Source organism: Streptomyces sp. FH025, from assembly GCF_017427025.1.
GTDB lineage: Bacteria > Actinomycetota > Actinomycetes > Streptomycetales > Streptomycetaceae > Kitasatospora.
The window spans coordinates 1-6,254 of sequence record NZ_JAFLNG010000461.1; the positions used below are offsets into that span (position 1 = coordinate 1).

At 73.1% G+C, this 6,254-nt stretch carries 2 protein-coding genes; both read left to right on the forward strand.

Features of this window, described 5'->3' with window-relative positions; all coding sequences use genetic code 11:
- The coding region (locus J0670_RS26745) for a type I polyketide synthase (RefSeq protein WP_207814239.1) at window positions 1–4,875 on the forward strand (4,875 nt) is incomplete at its 5' end.
- A 2-nt stretch (window positions 4,876–4,877) separates the two neighbouring features.
- A partial coding sequence (locus J0670_RS26750; protein ID WP_207814240.1) for a beta-ketoacyl synthase N-terminal-like domain-containing protein occupies window positions 4,878–6,254 on the forward strand: 1,377 nt, incomplete at its 3' end.

Here is a 6,254-nt window from a genome sequence, read left to right on the forward strand (position 1 = left end):
TACGATCCGGCCGGTGGTCCGGGGACGTCGTACACGCGGTCGGGTGGTTTTCTGGGGGACGCGGGTGGCTTTGATGCCGCGTTCTTCGGGATCTCGCCGCGTGAGGCGTTGGCGATGGATCCGCAGCAGCGGGTGCTGCTGGAGACGGTGTGGGAGACGTTCGAGGACGCGGGGATCGATCCGACGTCGTTGCGGGGCAGCCAGACGGGCGTCTTCACCGGCATCTGGGCATCCGGCTACGCGGGCGGAGTGGACCAGATCTCGCGCGACGCGGACGGCTATGTGGCCACCGGCACGGCGACGAGTGTGACCTCCGGGCGGGTGTCGTACCTGCTGGGGTTGGAGGGTCCGGCGGTGTCGGTGGACACGGCGTGCTCGTCGTCGCTGGTGGCGATCCATCTGGCGGCGCAGGCGCTGCGCTCGGGGGAGTGCTCACTGGCCCTGGCCGGCGGTGTGACGGTCATGGCGACACCCGCCGCCTTCATCGACTTCTCCCGCCAGCGGGGGCTTGCGGCCGATGGGCGGGTGAAGGCGTTCGCCGAGGCCGCTGACGGTACGGCGTGGGGTGAGGGCGCCGGCCTGGTGCTGCTGGAACGGCTGTCCGACGCCCGCCGTAACGGTCACCGGGTGCTGGCGGTCGTCCGGGGCTCGGCGGTGAACCAGGACGGGGCGTCCAATGGGTTGACCGCGCCGAACGGTCCGTCGCAGGAGCGGGTGATCCGTCAGGCCCTCGCCAATGCCGGGTTGGAGGCGTCCGAGGTGGACGCGGTGGAGGCCCACGGCACCGGCACCACTCTCGGCGATCCCATCGAGGCGCAGGCGCTGCTGGCGACCTACGGCGGGGACCGGGTGGAGCCGTTGTGGCTGGGGTCGGTGAAGTCGAACATCGGGCACACGCAGGCGGCGGCCGGTGTGGCGGGTGTGATCAAGATGGTGATGGCGATGCGGCACGGTGAACTGCCGCCGACGCTGCATGTCGACGCGCCGAGCTCCCACGTCGACTGGTCGGCGGGCCAGGTCTCGCTGCTCACCGAGGCCCGGCCGTGGCCGGAGACGGGGCGTCCCCGCCGTGCCGGCGTGTCGGCGTTCGGCATCAGCGGTACCAACGCGCACGTGATCCTGGAGGCACCGGCCCCGGACCCGGCCGAGGAGACATCGCCCGAGTCCCCTGCCGACGATCCGGCTTCTGCGGCCGTCGTGCCGGTGCCGTGGCTGCTGTCGGCCAAGTCCGAGCAGGCGCTCCGGGCCCAGGCCCGCAGGCTGCAGGCGTACGCGGCCGAGGCCCCCGACGCGGACGGAATCGCCGCCGCGCTCGCCGCGCGGACCCGGTTCGCCCACCGGGCCATGGTGACGGGACCGGAGGCACTGGCGGCCCTGCTGCGCGGGGAGGCGCATCCCGGGCTGGTGACCGGTGAGGCCCGCGACTCGGGCAGGTCGGCGTTCGTGTTCTCCGGTCAGGGTGGTCAGTGGGCGGGGATGGGGCGGGGCTTGTACCGGGAGTTCCCGGTGTTCGCCCGGGTGTTGGACGAGGTGTGCGGGTTGCTGGGCCTGCCGGTGGAGGTGCTGTTCGAGGACGAGGAAGGGGTGCTGGGGGAGACGGAGTTCACGCAGGCTGGGGTGTTCGCGCTGGAGGTGGCGCTGTTCCGGCTGGTGGAGTGGCTGGGTGTGCGGCCGGACTTCGTGGTGGGGCATTCGGTCGGTGAGGTGGCCGCGGCTCATGTCGCGGGGGTTCTGGGGCTGGAGGACGCGTGTGCGCTGGTGGGGGCACGCGGCCGGTTGATGCAGGGCCTGCCCGGTGGTGGGGCGATGGTGTCGCTCCAGGCGTCGCTGGAGGAGGTGACGGGGTCGCTGGTGCCGGGTGCCGAGGTGGCGGCGGTCAACGCGCCGGACGCGGTGGTGGTGTCGGGCGACGAGGCCGCGGTCGAGGCGGTCGCTGAGGTGTGGCGGGGCCGTGGGCGCCGGGTGAAGCGGCTGGAGGTCAGTCACGCGTTCCATTCGGCGCGGATGGATCCGGTGCTGGAGGAACTGGGCGAGGTGGCGGCGGGTCTGTCGTTCGCTGAGCCGGTGATCCCGGTGGTCTCGACGGTGGCCGGGCGTCCGGTGGACCTGGGGGAGCCCGGGTACTGGGTGCGGCAGGTGCGGGAGCCGGTGCGGTTCGCCGACGCAGTGGAGTGGCTGTCGGGCCAGGGTGTTACGGGGTTGGTGGAGGTGGGTCCGCATCCGCTGCTGGTGGGGACCGGGTTGATGCGGCGTGGTGGTGATTCTCCGGAGCGCTTGTTCGCGGGGCTGGGGAGGTTGTGGGCGGACGGCGCCGTGCGCTGGACGCCCCCCACGATCACGACCACGACGGCGGGGACGTCGGGCGTGCGCGTGCCGTCGTACGCCTTCCAGCACCAGCACTACTGGCTCCAGCCCACCACCCCGGCGCCGACCGGTGACGGCCGGATCGACCACCCGCTGCTGCGGGACGCCATGGAACTCCCCGACGACAACGGCGTGGTGCTGACGGGACAACTCGCCACCGCCGCGCAGCCATGGCTCACCGAGCACGTCATCTCGGGCTCGCCCCTGCTGCCCGCCGCGGCGTTCGTGGACCTGGCGCTCCGGGCCGGCGAACACGTCGGCTGCCCGGCGGTCGAGGACCTGACGCTGGAGACACCGCTGGTGGTCGCGGACGGCGTGCAGGTGTCCGTGACCGTCGGCCCCGACCGGGCGGGCCGGCGCAGCGTCTCGATCCACTCGCGCGCGGACGGCGAGTGGGTACGGCACGCCACCGGGACCCTGGGCGCCGTACCCGTCGCACCACGGGAGCCCTGGGCACGGCAGTGGCCGCCGAACGCCGAAGCCGTCGACCTCGACGCCTTCTACGACAACCTGGCCGACGCCGGATTCGTCTACGGCCCGGCCTTCCAAGGTCTGCGAGCGGCCTGGCGCGACGGCGACACCCTCTATGCGGAGGTGGCCGTACCCCCCGGCGACACCCGGTTCGCCCTGCACCCCGCGCTGCTCGACGCCGCGATCCAGACCGTGACCGTCGCCGACGACCGGGCGAAGATGCCGTTCTCCTTCGCCGGGATCTCCTGGTGGCGCGGCGCCGAGCACGCCAGGGTCCGGCTGACCGTGACCGGCCAGGACACCTGCGCGATCGGCCTCGCCGACCAGTCGGGCGCGCCGGTCGCCGAGATCGCCTCGTTGACCCTGCGTCGGCCGGCCGGGGCCACCACGCAGGACGTGCCGTACCAGGTGGCGTGGCCGGTCCTGGAAGCGGCGACCACCGAACCGGACATCCCGGTCCACCACGCCACATCGCCCGTCGAGACCCTGCGGGTGATCCAGGACTTCCTCACCACGGACACCCCGCGCATGGTGGTCGCCACGCGCAACGCCGTGCCGGTTCGGCCGGGCGAGGACGTCGACCCGCAGGCGGCCGCCGTCTGGGGCCTGGTCCGGTCGGCCGCCACCGAGCACCCCGGCCGGTTCGTGCTGGTCGACGGTGACGACGGCGACGAGGTCCGGCTGGCCGGCGACGAACCACAGCTCGCGATCCGCGCCGGCGCCGTTCACGTCCCCCGCCTCGAACGGGCGCGGACCGAACCGCTGCCCTCGCCGCTCAGCCCCGAGGGCACGGTGCTCGTCACCGGTGGCACCGGCACCCTGGGCGGCACGATCGCCCGCCACCTCGCCGTACGGCACGGCGTGCGGCACCTGCTGCTGGTCAGCCGGAGCGGCCCGGACGCCCCCGGCGCGGCCGCGCTGACCGCCGACCTGGCCGCGCTGGGCACGACCGCCGACATCGTGGCGTGCGACGTGTCCGACCGCGAGGCGGTGGCGCGGCTGCTCGCCGAACATCCGGTCACCTCGGTGATCCACACCGCGGGCACGCTGGCCGACACCGTCGTGGAATCCCTCACCCCGCAGCAGTTCGCGCGGGTGTGGGAGCCGAAGGCCCTCGCGGCGCGGCACCTCCACGAACTGACCTCGGACCTGGAGGCGTTCGTGCTGTTCTCGTCGGCGGCCGGTGTGCTGGGCGGCGCGGGCCAGGCGAACTACGCGGCGGCGAACGCGTACCTCGACGGCCTCGCCGCACACCGGCACGCCCAGGGACAGCCGGCCGTGTCGCTCGCCTGGGGCTACTGGGCGGAGGCCAGCGGCATGACCGGAGGTCTGACCGCCACCGACCGGCACCGCCTGGCCAGGGCCGGCGTACGGCCGCTGCCGACGACGGACGCGCTGGCCCTGTTCGACGCCGCGCTGACCGCGGGCACTCCCGCCCTCGCCCCCGTCAGGTTCGACCTGCCGACGCTGCGTCGCGCCGGCGACCCGCCCGCCCTGCTGCGGGAGCTGGTACGGCCCCGGCGCAGGCAGGCCGTCGACCGCGTGTGGACGCAGGCCGACGTGCTGCGACTCGTCGTGGGCCAGGTCGCCCTCGTCCTGGGGCACTCGTCACCGGAGGCGGTCAACCCCGACCAGGCGTTCACCGACATCGGGTTCGACTCGCTCACCGCCGTGGAACTGCGCAACCAGCTCGACGCGGACACCGGCCTGCGCCTGCCCGCCACGCTCGTCTTCGACCATCCGACACCGGCCCGACTCGCCGCCTTCGTGCACACACGGCTGCACGGCACCCAACCCGACCCCCTGCTCGCCGAACTCGACCAGCTCAAGTCCACCCTGGACGCGGCAGCCGCCGACGCCGACTACGAGACCGTCGCGGCCCGCCTCGAAGCACTCCTCGCGGCCTGGACCGCCAAACGCACCGGCTCCGCGGCCGGTGTCGACGAGGCCAGCGACGACGAACTGTTCAGCCTTCTGGACGATGCACACCGCAGGACCGAGGTCATCCGCTCGGGCGAGTCCCGAAACGCTGAGGAGTAGTCATGTCCGACGAAGAGAAGCTCCGCACTTACCTCAAGCGCGCCACGGCCGACCTGGGAGTGCTCAGCAAGCGCCTCTCCGACATGGAGGAGGCCGCGCGCGAGCCGATCGCGATCATCGGCATGGGCTGCCGCTACCCGGGCGGAGTGGAGTCCCCGGCCGACCTGTGGCGGCTTGTCTCGGACGGTGTCGACGCGATCACCGAATTCCCGCCGGACCGTGGATGGGACGTCGTCTACGACCCTGACCCGGACCGGCCGGGCACGACCTACAGCCGGTCGGGCGGCTTCCTCGCCGACGGCGCCGGCTTCGACGCCGGGTTCTTCGGTATCTCGCCGCGCGAGGCACTGGCGATGGACCCGCAGCAGCGGGTGCTGCTGGAAACCGCCTGGGAGACCTTCGAGTACGCCGGTATCGACCCGACCACACTCGGCGGCAGCCGCACGGCCGTGTTCACCGGCCTGTGGTCCTCCGGCTACGGCAACCAGCCGCCGCCGGACCTCGAAGGTTTTCTCGCCACCGGAACAGCCACCAGCGCCACGTCCGGGCGGGTGTCGTACCTGCTGGGGCTGGAGGGTCCGGCGGTGTCGGTGGACACGGCGTGTTCGTCGTCGCTGGTGGCGATCCATCTGGCGGCGCAGGCCTTGCGGGCGGGGGAGTGCTCACTGGCCCTGGCCGGTGGTGTGACGGTGATGGCGACGCCGGCGGGGTTCGTGGAGTTCTCGCGGCAGCGGGGGCTTGCGGCCGATGGGCGGGTGAAGGCGTTCGCCGAGGCGGCTGACGGTACGGCGTGGGGTGAGGGCGCCGGCCTGCTGCTGCTGGAACGCCTGTCCGACGCCCGCCGTAACGGTCACCGGGTGCTGGCGGTGGTGCGGGGCTCGGCGGTGAACCAGGACGGCGCCTCCAACGGGCTTGCGGCGCCGAACGGTCCGTCCCAGGAACGTGTCATCCGGCAGGCGTTGGCGAATGCCGGACTGTCGACGGCGGACGTGGACGCGGCGGAGGCCCACGGCACCGGGACCACCCTTGGCGACCCCATCGAGGCTCAGGCACTCCTGGCGACCTACGGTCAGGGGCGGGACGAGCCGTTGTGGCTGGGGTCGGTGAAGTCGAACATCGGGCACACGCAAGCCGCCGCCGGCGTGGCGGGTGTGATCAAGATGGTCATGGCGATGCGGCACGGGCAACTGCCGCGGACCCTCCACGTGGACGCGCCGACCTCGCACGTCGACTGGTCGGCGGGCCATGTCTCACTGCTCACCGAGGCCCGGCCGTGGCCGGAGACGGGGCGTCCCCGCCGTGCCGGCGTGTCGGCGTTCGGCATCAGCGGTACCAACGCGCACGTGGTGATCGAGGCGGCTGCCGAGGAGCCGGCCGAG